General features: G+C 52.0%; 14 protein-coding genes. 3 read left to right on the plus strand and 11 right to left on the minus strand.

Annotated elements, in window-relative coordinates; translation table 11 throughout:
- Positions 1–8: 8 nt before the first annotated feature.
- The 10 genes from fliO to fliF form a co-directional block, all read right to left on the minus strand.
- A complete protein-coding gene (gene fliO, locus AC5TBW_RS00345) occupies positions 9–452 on the minus strand; it encodes a flagellar biosynthetic protein FliO (RefSeq protein ID WP_495510221.1) in 444 nt (147 codons plus the stop codon).
- A complete protein-coding gene (gene fliN, locus AC5TBW_RS00350) occupies positions 449–979 on the minus strand; it encodes a flagellar motor switch protein FliN (protein WP_495510222.1) in 531 nt (176 codons plus the stop codon). The genes fliO and fliN overlap by 4 nt, the downstream gene beginning before the upstream one ends.
- Positions 976–2,031 carry a flagellar motor switch protein FliM gene (gene fliM, locus AC5TBW_RS00355; RefSeq protein WP_495510223.1) on the minus strand — a complete coding sequence of 352 codons (1,056 nt, stop codon included), beginning with the start codon at positions 2,029–2,031 and terminating at the stop codon, positions 976–978. The genes fliN and fliM overlap by 4 nt, the downstream gene beginning before the upstream one ends.
- 21 nt (positions 2,032–2,052) lie before the next feature.
- The gene (fliL, locus tag AC5TBW_RS00360) at positions 2,053–2,529 is read right to left on the minus strand and encodes a flagellar basal body-associated protein FliL (RefSeq protein ID WP_495510224.1); all 477 of its coding nucleotides are present in this window, start codon (positions 2,527–2,529) and stop codon (positions 2,053–2,055) included.
- A 161-nt stretch (positions 2,530–2,690) separates the two neighbouring features.
- Positions 2,691–4,004, minus strand: a complete 1,314-nt coding sequence (locus tag AC5TBW_RS00365; RefSeq protein ID WP_495510225.1) for a flagellar hook-length control protein FliK — start codon at positions 4,002–4,004, stop codon at positions 2,691–2,693.
- 19 nt (positions 4,005–4,023) lie between these two features.
- On the minus strand, positions 4,024–4,476 hold the full coding sequence (fliJ, locus tag AC5TBW_RS00370) for a flagellar export protein FliJ (RefSeq protein WP_495510226.1): 453 nt from the start codon (positions 4,474–4,476) through the stop codon (positions 4,024–4,026).
- Positions 4,473–5,867 carry a flagellar protein export ATPase FliI gene (gene fliI / locus AC5TBW_RS00375; protein WP_495510227.1) on the minus strand — a complete coding sequence of 465 codons (1,395 nt, stop codon included), beginning with the start codon at positions 5,865–5,867 and terminating at the stop codon, positions 4,473–4,475. Before fliI ends, fliJ begins: the two co-directional genes overlap by 4 nt.
- Before the next feature lie 11 nt (positions 5,868–5,878).
- Positions 5,879–6,652, minus strand: a complete 774-nt coding sequence (locus AC5TBW_RS00380; RefSeq protein WP_495510228.1) for a flagellar assembly protein FliH — start codon at positions 6,650–6,652, stop codon at positions 5,879–5,881.
- Positions 6,645–7,652 (minus strand): flagellar motor switch protein FliG, encoded by a 1,008-nt coding sequence (gene fliG / locus AC5TBW_RS00385; RefSeq protein ID WP_495510229.1) that lies wholly within the window; start codon positions 7,650–7,652, stop codon positions 6,645–6,647. The genes AC5TBW_RS00380 and fliG overlap by 8 nt, the downstream gene beginning before the upstream one ends.
- A complete protein-coding gene (fliF, locus tag AC5TBW_RS00390; protein WP_495510230.1) occupies positions 7,645–9,420 on the minus strand; it encodes a flagellar basal-body MS-ring/collar protein FliF in 1,776 nt (591 codons plus the stop codon). The genes fliG and fliF overlap by 8 nt, the downstream gene beginning before the upstream one ends.
- Positions 9,421–9,674: 254 nt before the next feature.
- Between fliF and fliE the strand changes: the two genes are divergently transcribed.
- Positions 9,675–10,007, plus strand: coding sequence for a flagellar hook-basal body complex protein FliE (gene fliE / locus AC5TBW_RS00395; RefSeq protein WP_495510231.1), 333 nt, complete (start codon positions 9,675–9,677; stop codon positions 10,005–10,007).
- Between the two features lie 38 nt (positions 10,008–10,045).
- On the opposite strand, the gene AC5TBW_RS00400 is transcribed toward fliE, so the two are convergent.
- On the minus strand, positions 10,046–10,408 hold the full coding sequence (locus AC5TBW_RS00400; protein WP_495510232.1) for a flagellar protein FlaG: 363 nt from the start codon (positions 10,406–10,408) through the stop codon (positions 10,046–10,048).
- Between AC5TBW_RS00400 and AC5TBW_RS00405 the strand changes: the two genes are divergently transcribed.
- Positions 10,407–10,730: a hypothetical protein gene (locus AC5TBW_RS00405; RefSeq protein WP_495510233.1), complete on the plus strand. Its 324-nt coding sequence runs from the start codon at positions 10,407–10,409 to the stop codon at positions 10,728–10,730. The two genes, AC5TBW_RS00400 and AC5TBW_RS00405, sit on opposite strands and share 2 nt — an antisense overlap.
- Before the next feature lie 7 nt (positions 10,731–10,737).
- Positions 10,738–12,432, plus strand: coding sequence for an HD domain-containing phosphohydrolase (locus AC5TBW_RS00410; RefSeq protein WP_495510234.1), 1,695 nt, complete (start codon positions 10,738–10,740; stop codon positions 12,430–12,432).
- Positions 12,433–12,522: the final 90 nt, after the last annotated feature.

The following is a 12,522-nucleotide window of genomic DNA, read 5'->3' on the forward strand; positions in this document are numbered from 1 at the left end:
CTAGTGCCTCATGGCGTCTGATGTGGATCGGAGGAGGCTGATGAGCCTTTGCTCTGGCTAGTGGCTAACGCTTTGGATAAGCGGCTTGCAAAGCGGGAGGGGGTGGAAGATGAAGCAGCAGATGGGCGCTCTTCAGGCGCTGGGCGTTCGTGTAGCTTAGTAATACGACCTCCCCCAACGCCCACGACTAACCAAGTATCTTCTACTTCAACAATCACAATACGTTCACGATTGCCCACAGCCGTACTGCCCACGACCCGCAAGTGGGCGCCATGGCGAGAGCTATGATTGCTCCAGCGCTTTAAAAGCGCTGTACAGATTAATATAATCGCAATAACAAGGGCCAGAGCAGCGGCTGTTTTGCCTAAAACAGCCATTCCCACTAATGACTCGCCACCATTACTGAGCGCATCCAATGAGCCATTTTGCGTTGTGGTGGTTACAACGCTCATCGGTTTAGTTTGTGAATACGTTCAGAGGGTGTGATGATTTCAGTAATGCGAATGCCATACTTGTCTTCAATAACAACGACTTCCCCTTGAGCAATTAAATAGCCATTAATCAAGATGTCCATCGGCTCACCAGCAAGGCCTTCAAGCTCAATGACTGAGCCTTGTGCTAGCTCAAGCAACTGCTTGATGGTTAGCTTAGTGCGACCTAGTTCCACGGTGAGTTTCACCGGAATATCCATGATCATCTCAAGCTCACGCGCCTGCGAAGAACCACTATCCGGGCCTAGCGGGCGGAAGACGTCGTCACTCGCTGCTTTCGCGGCCGGTGTTTTAGTAGACTCTGGTTCTGATGCTACTGACTCCTCTTCACTCTCTTCAGCGGCTTCCTGCTCGGCCATTGCAGCTGCCCAGGGATCTTCCTCTTCACTGGCAGCATCTGCGCTGGAGGTGGTATCTTCTTGCTCGGACATGGCATCCGCCCAATCATCTTCAGAGACGTTCTGATTAGGCTTGTTGGGATCAGTCATGCTTTGGATTCCTTGGCTTTCTGTCGCGTAGACCCTTTAATAAAGTCCTTGGACGATACGTTATTCATAGCGGCATGGTCGATCATATGTAATACACGCAGTGCATGCTGTTGACGTTGACTTCCGTACTCACATTGCATAACGGGCACACCATCAACACGCGCTGTAATAGAGCTAGGAATGTCTAACGGCAGCACGTCGCCTTTCTTCAGTCCCATTACGTGGGAGATACGACTAGGTATTTGCGCAAATTCAGCAACTAACTCTACTTCTGATTGACGTAACTCACTTGCCATACGCCGAGACCAACTGCCATCTTGGTCGTGATTACTATCATTGATTGGGTTGGCCAATAAATCACGTAATGGCTCAATCATGGCGTAAGGCATGCAGATCTGAAAATTGCTCGATAGGTTACCGACTTCAATATTGAACTTGGTGTTGACCACGATTTCATTGGGAGAATTAGTGATGTTGGCAAATTTTGATTGTACTTCTGAACGCAAAAAACTCACATCAAGTGGGTAAACCACCTTCCAGGCTTCTTGATATGCATCCATTGCCAATTTCAGCAATCGTTGGATAATACGCTGTTCAGTGTTAGTGAATTCGCGACCATCTGATTTCGTGACAAAGCGCCCATCACCACCAAAGAGGTTATCGACCACCATAAAAACGAGGTTAGGTGGAAATACTACAAGCGCAGAGCCACGCAGCGGTTTCATCGAAACGATATTCAGGTTGGTAGGTACAGGTACGTTGCGTGAAAAATCGCTGAAGCTTTGATAGCGTACCGACTCTACCGTGATGTCAGCGCTACGCCGTAAAAGGTTAAATAGCCCATTACGAAAATAACGCGCAAAACGCTCATTGATAAAATCCAACGCATGCAGGCGCTCGCGTATTACGCGATGCTGTGTCGATGGATCGTAAGGGCGAATGCGCGCTTCATCTGGCGTTTGGGAAGATGAAACCGATGGCTCATCGTCTCCGCTAACGCCCTTTAGCAGGGCATCGATTTCTTCCTGGGACAGTAGATCGTCCTGTGACATGAACGGCTCCAGTTCCCGGGGTTATTGCACAATAAATTCAGTAAATAAAACTTCACGCAAATCAAGCGGTGGCTGATTTTCCGTCAACGGAACGTTTAATCGATCAACAATCGCTTGCGCAAGTTGCTGTTTACCTTCCGTTGAGGTCAATTCATCGGCCTGCTTGCCGGACAGTAGCATCAGCAAGCGGCTGCGCACTTGGGGCATGTGCTCTTCAAGAATAACTTTACTCTCATCGTTACCCACACGAAGAGTCACGCCTGTATAAAGTAAGCGAGAGCCGTAGCTGTCATCGGCAAGATTGACGGTAAAAGGGTCAATCCGCATAAAAATGGGCGGCTCGCGCTCCATGTCTTCCTGCATCACTGCGTCTTCAGGACCCTCATCGCGTTGATTGATTACCATATAAATAGCTGCTGCTGCGCCTGCTGACGAAAGCAATACTAGGATAATCATTATCCAGAGCAGTTTTTTTGACCCACCGCTAGTTTCTGCCATTTGCGATTCCTGTGAACTCCATGCGTATCACTAACAAAGTATTATGCCTAAAGCGCATGCTGGTGATGAAATGAACAGGCTCGATTGGCAAGCCTATCTTTTGGTTTAGTTATCTGGTCTTTCGAGAACCAGAATATCCATACAACGTCAGCCGACAACGGTTAAGCGTAAAGGTCGACACGCCCATCTAAAACCAGTGGGCTGCTTTCAGCACCTAATGCAGGTTTTTCCTCAGAGCCATCACCGCCACTAGCGTCACCTATTTCACTGCCCCGGTTTCCACCGGATTGGGCAAATGTCTGAGCATTAGGATCTCGCTGCTCACCTACCGATGTCTCGCCTAGCGAGATACCCTGCTCTGCTAACGCTTCCCTCAGTTGAGGCATCGCCTGCTCAAGGACTTGGCGTACCTGGGCGTGAGCAGATAAAAAGTGTGCCTGAGCTCCATGTTCGCCAAATTTCAGTGAGATAGACAGCGGTCCTAACTCTGCTGGGTTCAACTGCATTTGGACATGCTGCTCACCCCCGCGCTGAGAAATCTGTACCAGCTGTTGGCCTAGCTGTTGTGGCCAAGCGGGGCTTGTTAAAGGAGTTGGTAAGGCGGCTGGCGTCGGCGTAACGCTAGGCGTAAAGCCCTGGGCCGTTTGCGCCGAAGCAAGTGGATTGCTGCCGTTAGTTAATGAGAAACCAGTAAGTAAGTGCTCACCAAGCTGACCTCCTTTAGGCGTACCTTCCACCGTCATTAGGGCACCCATCAAGGCGTCACTGCTGATCTGTGAGAGGGCAGCACTGGTATTGATCTGCGCAAAGAATGTATCTGGTTGCGCTCTTGAAGCGGCTTTGATTTCAATAGAGGGCGAGCGAGCGCTGAACAAGCGTGCATTGTCAGTAGGCAACGAGTGAGCAGGTAATTGCTGGCCTACGACGACACTTAATGTAGAGATGAGTTGCTCCGCTTCCGTCTGACTTATATTTAAGTGTTGGGTAATGGCTTGTAGTACTGCTGGGTCGAGTGATGAGTCAGGCTCAACCAGAGGCATGTCTTCTGAGAAGGAGGCCATTAAATTTAGCCGAGCAGCAATCTCATCTAAGCGCGTTGAGGCCTGTTGGTTATCAAGCGTTAGCGGCTCCAGCGGGGTCTCTGAGCTTGGTAATTGAAGTTGAGCAAGTAGTTGAGATAGATCTCCTTCACTGACGTCTAGACCCAGTGACTCAAGGGTGGTGCTCAACTCCTCAGCATCCATTCCCAAGGCTGCTGACAAGAGGCCACTAAGTTCATCGAGCTGGGCTTGGTGTGACAGTGCCTGTAACGAGCCAAGACCACTAATCTCAGATGTCGACAAACGTTGTGCCGCAGAAGCTTGTGAAAGCGCCTGTTGGAAAAAACCGTTGGGTGAGTCTTGTCGGCCTAAAGCGCCATGAGGCTGCGTCTGAGACGAACTTTGGCTGGCCGAAAGCAACTGGTGGATATTCATAGTCAGTTCCCTGGCACCGCTAATGCGGAGTGTCGTTATGCTGACGTGCCAAGCGGCTCGTCACCAAGTCATCGTTAGTTTTTTGTTCATGACGCTCGCTGCGGCGGTGCTCTTCTAACAGTCGACGCGACGCCAGTGTATCGTACGAAGAGAGCTTGCGCTGCTCTTGTTGCCAGTTCTTTTGGCTCTGTTGAACGCTTGCCTGCTGCGCCGCTAATGCTTGGCGGGCACGGCTTAATGCGGCATCCAGCGAGGCTAGGAATTGTTGATAGTTATACATAGTGGCAGGGTCAATGCCATCGCGCATCGCTTTTTGTAAACGCTCAGCATACTCGGCTCGGTAGTTCAGCAGCGATTGTAGCTGCGCAGTGGTTTGCTGTTCTGTTTGTCGCTCTTGCGCCAGAATTTTGCCCGCTTGATCGCGTGCGCCTCTGGCTAAGTCAGTTAGCATTTCGAGTTGCGATGTACTCATGTGCGCCCTCCAACCAGTGAGTGCAGCGCTTGGCGAGAATCTGCAAGCGTTGCGCTCTCGTTAATATTCTGCTGTAGAAAACGTTCAAGAGACGGAAAGCGATTTACCGCCTCGTCTAACTGCGGGTCGTGGCCAGGGCTGTAGGCACCCACGCTGATAAGGTCGCGGTTACGCTGATAGCGCGAAAATAACTGCTTGAAGACGCGCGCTTCCTGAAGTTGCTCAGGCGAGGTGATAGAGGTCATCGCCCGGCTGATAGACGCTTCAATATCGATTGCCGGATAATGACCCGCTTCCGCTAATGTTCTTGATAGCACTATGTGTCCGTCTAGAATGGCGCGAGCGGCATCTGCAATGGGATCCTGCTGATCATCACCTTCAGTCAGAACGGTATAAAACGCCGTTATCGAACCACCTCCACGCTCTGCATTACCAGCGCGCTCTACTAAGCTTGGCAGCTTAGCGAACACTGATGGTGGATAGCCCTTGGTTGCAGGTGGTTCACCGATGGCCAGGGCAATTTCGCGCTGGGCCATGGCATACCGAGTCAGTGAATCCATAATCAGTAAGACATTGCGACCTTCATCGCGAAAGCCTTCCGCTAGGCGGGTTGCATAAGCAGCGCCCTGCAAGCGTTGTAGTGGTGAGGTATCAGCGGGCGCTGCAACCACAACAGCTCTCCGACGTCCTTCAGGTCCTAAAATATTATCGATAAAGTCCTGTACTTCACGGCCCCGTTCACCAATCAGGCCAACCACAATTACATCGGCCTTGGTGTAGCGTGCCATCATGCCGAGCAGTACCGATTTACCTACCCCAGAGCCTGCAAAAAGGCCCATTCGCTGCCCCCGGCCAACGCTGAGTAGCGCGTTGATAGCACGGATACCCACATCAATTTGTGACTCAATGGGGGCACGCGAAAGGGGGTTAAGATAAGGTGTGCTGAGCGTTGCCCGTGGAATTTCTTCTATGTTCTCACGGTCATCAAGCGGATTGCCGTTACCATCAAGTACACGGCCAAGCAAACCCTCTCCCATGGGGAACCGCCGTGCGCTGTTGCTGCCACCTTCATCCAGTGGGGAAACGCGTGCACCAGGCATTAGCCCAGCCACTTCTTCCAGCGGCATCAAAAACAGTTTGTCCCCGGAAAAACCGACGACCTCGGCTTCCGCATGCTTATCGCTATCGGCTAGCCGTCCATCGCTACCGGGCAGTTCAATTCGGCATGCGCTACCGACGGCCACCCGCAACCCTACTACCTCTATCACCATGCCAGTCGCGCGAATGACGCGGCCGCTATTGCGGTAGCGCGGCAAATGGCTTACGCGCTGTTGGGTGCGTCGCAATGCCTTATTCCAGCGATGTCGATGGGGACAGGTAGTATCTGCCATAGCGTATCCGCCTAGGATGTAGGGACGTTTGAGGGTGGCGGTGTATTGAGGCCGCGCTTGCGTAATTGGGCTTGGATAGCCTGCCAGCGGCTTTCAAAAGTAGCGTCAATTTCACCCTGGGCACTGGTGACTCGGCAGCCGCCGCGGGCAAGCTGATCATCAGGCTGCAGCTTCCAGTTGGCTGCCCTAAGCTCATTGCCTAAGTGCTCTTCAACCAGGGTATGGTCATGGGGGTTGAGCCAAAGACGCTGTTGGCCTACCAGCGGTGGCTCAGTATGCAAAAGCTCGCGCACAATCACTAAAATTTGCTCAGGCGTTTCCTGAAGGGCGTCGCTGGCAAGCTGTTTGCCGGTTGCCAGCGCTAGCTCAACCAGATCGTGAGCGATGGTGTCATCAATATGCTCTAACGCGTCAGAGAACTGCTTGCCGAGCGTACTCAACGGTGTAACGGCTAACCTAATTTGTTCTTCTAACTCCCTTTGTGCCTGTTCGGCGGCTTCCGCTAAGCCCTTTTCCATTCCCTCTTTATGGCCCTGCTCAAAGCCTGCTTTATAGCCTTCCTCTTCAGCCTGTAGACGAGTACGGTCATAAAGCTCCTGGCGCTTGCTCTCTTCTCGCTGACGCGCTAGCTCGACCGCCTTTTGTGCCGCTTGAACTTTGCTCTGATGTGCCGTGGGAACATCGCGATCAGTGGTGTGCTCACTGGTCTTCGTTGCCAACTCATCCATTTGCCAGCGGCGCCAATCGCTATGGCGATCAAACTTGGGCGAGTGAGTATTAGACATACTCGTCATCTCCTCCCGCCAGAACGATCTCACCTGAATCAGCTAAACGACGCACGACCTGCAAAATTGCTTTCTGTTCGGTTTCTACTTGAGAGACACGGATAGGGCCTCGGGCTTCCATGTCTTCGCGTACTAAATCGGCGGCACGCTGGGACATGTTACGCAGGAATTTGTCCACCAAAGCGTCTTGAGCGCCTTTAAGCGCCACCACCAGCGAGTTGGTATCAACTTCTTGCAGCACCATTTGAATAGCGCGGTTATCAAGATCAAGCAGATTCTCGAACAAGAACATCTCGTCGATAATTTTCTGCGCCAAATCTTCGCTGTGCGCACGCACAGTCTCGATCGCAGTCTCTTCTTGGGAAGAGTTCATCAAGTTGAGTATCTCGGCAGCGGTTCTTACGCCGCCCATTTTGCTGCGCTTGAGATTCTGACCGTCGAGCATGCTGGTAAGCACTTCGGTTAGCTCTTGTAGCGCAGCGGGCTGAACGCCACTGAACGTGGCGATACGAAGTACCACATCATTGCGCAGTTTTTCTTCAAATAGCTCAAGGATATCGGACGCTTGGTGGCGGTCTAGGTGAACCAGAATAGTGGCAATGATCTGCGGATGTTCGTCGCGAATGAGTTCGGCCACCATGGAGGCTTCCATGAGGTTGAGTGCGTCGATACCCGAATTATTGCCCGTCGTCTCGAGAATATCTTCAATCAGGCTAGTCGCACGTTCGCTGCCTAATGCCTTCGTCAATACCGAGCGGATGTGATCGCTAGAGTTAAGATTAAGCGCTACAAACTCTTCAGTCTCTTTGTGGAATGCTTCGAGCACCGCTTTCATGTCGTCATGGGAGACTTGGTTCAGTTTGGCCATTTCCATACTAATTTCTTGCACTTCCGAGGCGCCAAGATACTTAAATATCTCGGCGGCACTATCTTCATCGAGCGCAAGCAATAAGATGGCGCTCTTGCGGGCGCCACTCATTTCAGCAATTGAACTACTCATTAGCATTCATCCAGCTGCGAATGATCATCGCGACCATGCGGGGATCTTCCTGAGCCATTTCACGCAGGTCATTGAGGTTATGCTCATAGAGTGAGGTTTTACGCCGCCGCTTCGGCTTAGCGTAAGTCTCATCGTTATCGCCACCAGACTCTTCGCCCGCTTCGTCATCATCTTCGCCGCCCACGCTAGCAGCGAGCGTGCCACCAGGCATTGCTGTGGCCATGACGGGGGTTTGTGTATAGCGCTTAATTAAGGGGCGCAAAATCAGCAGATAGAGCAATAAGATGGCTAGCGCAACCAGTAGGTAGCGTCCTGCATTGGCGGCCATTGAAAGGGTGCTGGGCTGCTGCCACCAATCAACGTCAGCGGTTTCGTCCACGCTGCGCGCGAAGGGCGAATTGACGACTTCAACCTCATCGCCGCGAAGCTGTGAGAAGCCCATCGCTTGACGAACCAGGCGCTCAATTTGGGCTACTTCGTTGTCCGTTAGCGCAACATCAACCCATTCGCCTTCATCATTCATTTCAGTGCGATAGTTGACTACCACCGCAGCTGATAGGCGTTCTATCTGGCCAAGACGATGCTGGACATGCTCAATGCTGCGATCAACTTCGTAGTTAATAACATCGTCTTGGCGCAAGTTACGCAATGCCTCAGGGGCATCTTCTTGCAGGCCGTTATCGACTTCCCCATCGTCCGGCTGGTTGATGGGGGAGGGCATAGTGCCTGGTGGTGTATTGCTTAGCGCGCCTGGAATGCCTGTGGCCAGTGGGTCTTCACCGTCAAATGCAAGGCTCAGCTGACGGCTACGCACGGCTGCTTCGTTGGGCGGCTGATTGGGGCCATAACGTTCAGACGTTTGTTCGCGTCGTGAGAAGTCGATTTGCGCCGCGACTTGGGCGCGTACGTTATCGCGGCCTAAAATGGGCGTTAAAATATGTTCGATGCGCTGTTGATAAGAGCGCTCTACCTCGGCGATATACTCAAGTTGAGAGCCATCCAGGTCGTTTCCACTGCCTGTCTCCGCTGACAATAAACGGCCATCCTGATTAACCACGGTGACATCTTCAGCCGCAAGGTCGGGCACGCTGCCCGAGACCATATGGACGATGGCGCTAACTTGTCCTTCGCCTAATACGCGGCCGGGGAGAAGGGTAAGCACAACAGAGGCTTTAGCCGACTCGCGATCACGAATAAATACCGATGGTTTGGCCATGGAGAGATGCACTCTCACGCCTTCCACCGGACCTAGCGATTCAATTGAGCGTGCGAGCTCGCCTTCAAGGCCACGCTGGTAATTAATCTGCTCGGCAAATTGACTAATCCCAAACGCTTGGCTATCCATCAACTCAAGGCCAAGGTTGCCGCCCCGGGGCAGTCCCTGTTCAGCTAGTTGCAGGCGCAGGGTGTGGACTTGATCGCTAGGGACCATTAATGCTTGGCCACCCTCACTGAACTGATAGGGAATGCCACGGGTATCGAGTTCATTGATGATGCTGCCACCATCACTTTCGCTCAGATTGCTGTAAAGCACACGGTACTCTGGGCTACTTGCCCACATAAAGAGTGCCACCACGATAGCAATTGAGGCGGCACCGGCGATAAGCAGCGCGACCAGTGGATTGCCACGTAGTTGCTTCAGCGTTCGCCCAACGGCCGAGTCGCTGCCAGCATCGCGTTCAGTATTTCCATTTGCAGTGGTGCCGCTACGGGGAGCGGTTTGATTCGTACTGTTTTGACGGCCTGCCGTTGCACCGGTTTCGCTCATGCGACCCTCCAAAGGGGCAGGCAAAACTGGCGTCGGCCCAGGCGCATCACCAAAGAAGGCATAGGCTAATATCCGTCAATAGCTGTTATCCGCCAAAAAGATGAGGCGGAATTGTGATGAACGCCATTATCCGGTGAGTAGTCGAGCCTAAAGGAACGATAAGCTTGGCTTTTTATGCGTATTTGTCCGTATGAGGCAGGTCACTTCGATGTTAGGCTTTTTGTATTAGTTTTTTTGCGAATTGAGGTAGGCGTATGAGCACTCCCGCGATACAGGCTGCGCTACAACAAATGCAAGGCTTGGCAACTCAGGCATCATCCACGCAGCCCCTTAGCGGTGTTCAGGCATCTGCAGCGGTAGGGCAAGGTGGGTTTGGCGGTGAGTTGCAGGCCTCGATTCAGCGCATCAATCGGCTCCAGCAGGCGGCCAATAGTCAGGCAATGGCGTTTCAGGCGGGAGACCCTAATTTGCAGTTGAACGATGTGATGGTCGATATGCAGAAGGCCAGCGTCGCTTTTCAAATGGGGCTTCAGGTTCGCAATCGCTTAGTGTCTGCATATCGTGATGTTATGAACATGCAAGTATAGGCATTTAGCCGATTCGGCACGGCTTTCAGCCGCGAGATTTAGGCCTCGACGGAGATTATTTGCCCTTGCATCTCTTCTAATCGCTCAGCAATTTTTAGCACTTCTTCTGCAGGTATTTGGCGTATCACTTCGCCAGATTCTCGATCTATCACCCGGGTGATTACCCGTGACGTCTCTTCACTTAATTCAAACTCTAAGCCGCGTGGGCGCATCGCTTCGTTAATGCGCTGAACAGGTTCTATTAGCTCGACTCTAGATATTTCTCTTTCGTTCTTATCGATGTTTTTAAGCTGGGGGTTCGTCGGCGCTAGCTGGGCCAACGTGTTATCTAGTCGCTGCCTGGGGTTTAGGTTGGTTAGGGAGGTTATCGGTGTAGTGGCTTCTGTGGGTAGTGAGCTCATGGGGCACATTCCTCTTGAAAGTCAGCTTTGGCAACCAGTTGTGGTGCAACAGCGAGAAATGGCGGCCCTAGCTTGGGTTTTTGGTTATCAGTATACGGCTTTACCATTTATCGGCATGGAGCGAAAAAACTTTATGCTTCGCCAGCATGGAGTTTTATCACTTTATTGCGGAGAGGCTCAGATATATAACCTTCTGTGTTTGTATGCTATGGCCTGTTTAATAAACATAGGAATGATGGCTTATTGTGCATACGCCACGGTGTTGGCTTCTGATATGCTTCTTTGCTTTGCGGTGAACGCGTTAACGCATAAGAGAAAATGAGGCGAGAATGATAGCGCAGCAGGGTGAGTTTGAAACAATAGTAAGTACAACAGTAATCGAGTCTCTGCTGAACACGTTAATCGAAACGGGTGGAGTGTCACTGTGCCTCGCCAAGGAGGATGCGCGTCCAGAGCCCATTGTTTTGATGGAGCAGCATCTGGAGCAAACCTTGGTGATGGATCTCTCCTCGGTTGACTATTTGCTTCATCATTTACAGGGTGGCGCCGCTTTCTATCTGCGTGGTCAGGCCCAGGGGAAGGTGGTTCAGACGCCACTTTTGCACCTGACCGAAACGCGCCATGCCGGGGGGCGTTTTTTATGTTGCAGTGATTACCCTGCAACGCTAGACGTGCTCCAGCGCCGTGAATCCTTCCGTGCTGAGCTACGTATGGGGATGGTGGTGGCGGTGGCGGCCGGTTTGTGTGGTGGGGATACCGATGCCGCCGGTGAGCTGAAAGACCTTTCCCAGGATGGTTGCCAGATTGAGCTACCGTTGGCGGCCAGCGGACTCTTGGCGGCAACCTCTGGCCCCCTAAAGTTAGCGTTTACCTTCCCTGATGGTACTTATTTTGAAGTGCTTGGACTTGCTCGCCACCAAAAAACCGATGCGGAGCGCCATTTGCTGCGCGTCGGTTTTAGCTTCGCTGAGTGCAGTGCGGATCAAGAGCGACAGATTTGGTATTTTGTGTGTGAAATTGAACGTGAAGCCGCTCGTTATAAAAAAGACCAGCAAAGTGAGCGCCAGCCTTCCCCATTGTTTGCCTTGCCAAATAAGCGATCGGGTGCGAGCGAGCTACTTGGCCGCCGTGATGTTAAGCGTTACGCAACCCCGATGGCGCGTCGGCTTGTAAAAGTAGCCGCCTATTTGGATGCCCAGTTGCTTTCATTGCAGCAGGGCAGTGATATCGATGGTCGCCAACTCTCTCGTTATGCTGATCGAATATTAGATCTTCACGAAGAGGATCGTGAAGCGTTGCTATTCGCCTCTCGCTGTTTGTCTCCAGAGCCTTTGGTGGTGCGTCACGGCATTGCGGTGGCCATCCATTTGCTTGATTTTGTCGGTGCCAGTATGCCGCACGACCTGCGCAAGGCGATTGTCGCCAGTGGGCTTATCCATGATCTTGGCAAAGCGCTTGTTCCTCAGGTGTTATTCAAGGCGCCGCACTTTGAGGCGAGACATCGAGAAGCGATCAGTGAGCATGTTCAGTTAATACTGAACCGACTGCATAACTGCCAATGGTTATCGGAGGGGATTGCTCAGGCGGTTGTTGGCAAGATTAACGAGCGCATGGATGGAAGTGGTTATCCGGGAGGTCTGAGCGGGGCTGATATTAATGAGCTTGCCAAAGCTAGTGCTATTGTTGATGTGGTTGAGGCAATGCGACGTGACCGACCTGATCGACCCGCTAAAACATCACAGCAGATCTATCGACATTTATTACAGCACCCGAACCAATTTGATATGCGTTGGATTAAGCGTTATATCGAGCATTTTAAAGGGTTGCCCATAGGCTCGCTGGCGCGCTTTTCAAGCCGGCAGCAGGGCTGGATCTTACGTATAGATGGTAAGGGCAACCCCACAGAGGTATTGCTTAGTCCGCAAGCTGAACCACCCATGCGTGATAATGTGGGGGCAGTGGTGAGTGGTAGCATCGCCGAGCGGCTGGGGCGAATTGTCGGTGAGGTTGCTGTTTCAACCTGAGCAGATGAGATCTATAAGCCGTTAATGATTGGTCATTCGTTGCGGGTATGTGAGGTTGATAAAAAAAGCGCTGTGCAACGTTAAAGTCCC

The organism is Vreelandella sp. ssv, assembly GCF_059448525.1.

What these genes read in the sequence shown, in the direction of transcription:
- fliO (WP_495510221.1), bottom strand. Translation starts at nt 452, where the DNA reads ATGAGCGTTGTAACCACCACAACGCAAAATGGCTCATTGGATGCGCTC.
- fliN (WP_495510222.1), bottom strand. Translation starts at nt 979, where the DNA reads ATGACTGATCCCAACAAGCCTAATCAGAACGTCTCTGAAGATGATTGG.
- fliM (WP_495510223.1), bottom strand. Translation starts at nt 2,031, where the DNA reads ATGTCACAGGACGATCTACTGTCCCAGGAAGAAATCGATGCCCTGCTA.
- fliL (WP_495510224.1), bottom strand. Translation starts at nt 2,529, where the DNA reads ATGGCAGAAACTAGCGGTGGGTCAAAAAAACTGCTCTGGATAATGATT.
- AC5TBW_RS00365 (WP_495510225.1), bottom strand. Translation starts at nt 4,004, where the DNA reads ATGAATATCCACCAGTTGCTTTCGGCCAGCCAAAGTTCGTCTCAGACG.
- fliJ (WP_495510226.1), bottom strand. Translation starts at nt 4,476, where the DNA reads ATGAGTACATCGCAACTCGAAATGCTAACTGACTTAGCCAGAGGCGCA.
- fliI (WP_495510227.1), bottom strand. Translation starts at nt 5,867, where the DNA reads ATGGCAGATACTACCTGTCCCCATCGACATCGCTGGAATAAGGCATTG.
- AC5TBW_RS00380 (WP_495510228.1), bottom strand. Translation starts at nt 6,652, where the DNA reads ATGTCTAATACTCACTCGCCCAAGTTTGATCGCCATAGCGATTGGCGC.
- fliG (WP_495510229.1), bottom strand. Translation starts at nt 7,652, where the DNA reads ATGAGTAGTTCAATTGCTGAAATGAGTGGCGCCCGCAAGAGCGCCATC.
- fliF (WP_495510230.1), bottom strand. Translation starts at nt 9,420, where the DNA reads ATGAGCGAAACCGGTGCAACGGCAGGCCGTCAAAACAGTACGAATCAA.
- fliE (WP_495510231.1), top strand. Translation starts at nt 9,675, where the DNA reads ATGAGCACTCCCGCGATACAGGCTGCGCTACAACAAATGCAAGGCTTG.
- AC5TBW_RS00405 (WP_495510233.1), top strand. Translation starts at nt 10,407, where the DNA reads ATGGGGCACATTCCTCTTGAAAGTCAGCTTTGGCAACCAGTTGTGGTG.
- AC5TBW_RS00400 (WP_495510232.1), bottom strand. Translation starts at nt 10,408, where the DNA reads ATGAGCTCACTACCCACAGAAGCCACTACACCGATAACCTCCCTAACC.
- AC5TBW_RS00410 (WP_495510234.1), top strand. Translation starts at nt 10,738, where the DNA reads ATGATAGCGCAGCAGGGTGAGTTTGAAACAATAGTAAGTACAACAGTA.